The 1,136-nt window shown below is 48.0% G+C and carries 1 protein-coding gene; it reads right to left on the bottom strand.

Annotated features, from left to right (window positions below; genetic code table 11):
- The coding region (gene cysN / locus R7O12_RS26195; RefSeq protein ID WP_318126983.1) for a sulfate adenylyltransferase subunit CysN at positions 1 to 1,136 on the bottom strand (1,136 nt) is incomplete at both ends.

The following is a 1,136-nucleotide window of genomic DNA, read 5'->3' as shown; positions in this document are numbered from 1 at the left end:
TTCCCAATGCGGGAAGTGTTTGCGAACTAGGGCGTTCAACTCAAGTTCAAAGGCAGATACATCAGCTAAACCGCGTTCAAGCTCTGTTAAGCTTTCTTTCACCATGCCAGCGCCAACGGTCACATTAGTTAGGCGATCGATGATGATAAAACCACCGGTATCTGCGCAGTCTTGGTAATTGTCCAAAGCTACTGATTCATTGAGCGACCACTCACACAAACCAATGCCATTTAGAGGCAGTTCCGCAGCGCCATGCGTCGACAAGTTATTGATGTCGTACTGGTGACGAATCGACTCTACGTGACCAACGGTCTTCTTACCTGCAATCTTGATGTCGTAATCACGACCAGGTTGCAACGGCTGCTCAGTCATCCACACCACATCGGCAAGCAAATGGTTGGTGGTTTGTACTTGCGCATTCTCAAGCACGATCAAATCACCACGGCTGATGTCAATTTCATCATTCAGAGTCAGCGTAACGGCTAGACCAGCTTGCGCTTCTTCAATGTCGCCATCGAAGGTCACAATGCGAGCGACAGTCGACGTTTTACCTGACGGCAATGCTTTGATGGCATCACCGACTTTCACAGAGCCAGACGACACCGTGCCCGCAAAGCCACGGAAATCAAGGTTAGGACGATTCACGTACTGAACAGGGAAACGGAATTCACCCGCACCTTTTTCGTAGTCGACATCCACCGTTTCTAGCAACTCAAGCAACGATGGACCTTCAAACCAGTTCAGGTTCTGTCCTTTATCCACTACGTTGTCGCCTTCCAGCGCTGAAATCGGGATAATTTGAATATCAATATCGCCAGTTAGATTTTCAGAAAACTTCAGGTATTCATCACGAATTTCTTCGAAGCGCGCTTGTGAGTAATCCACCAAATCCATCTTGTTGATTGCGACAACAAAATGTTTCAAGCCCAATAGGTTTGAAATGAAAGAGTGACGACGCGTCTGATCCAAAATGCCTTTACGGGCATCGACCAAGATCACCGCTAAATCACACGTCGATGCGCCTGTCGCCATGTTGCGCGTGTACTGCTCATGTCCAGGGGTATCAGCAATGATGAACTTACGCTTTTGCGTCGAGAAGTAACGGTAAGCAACATCGATTGTGATGCCTTGTTCAC

This window comes from Vibrio sp. Vb1574 (assembly GCF_033338675.1).
This window is presented reverse-complemented; position numbering and strand designations above follow the sequence as displayed.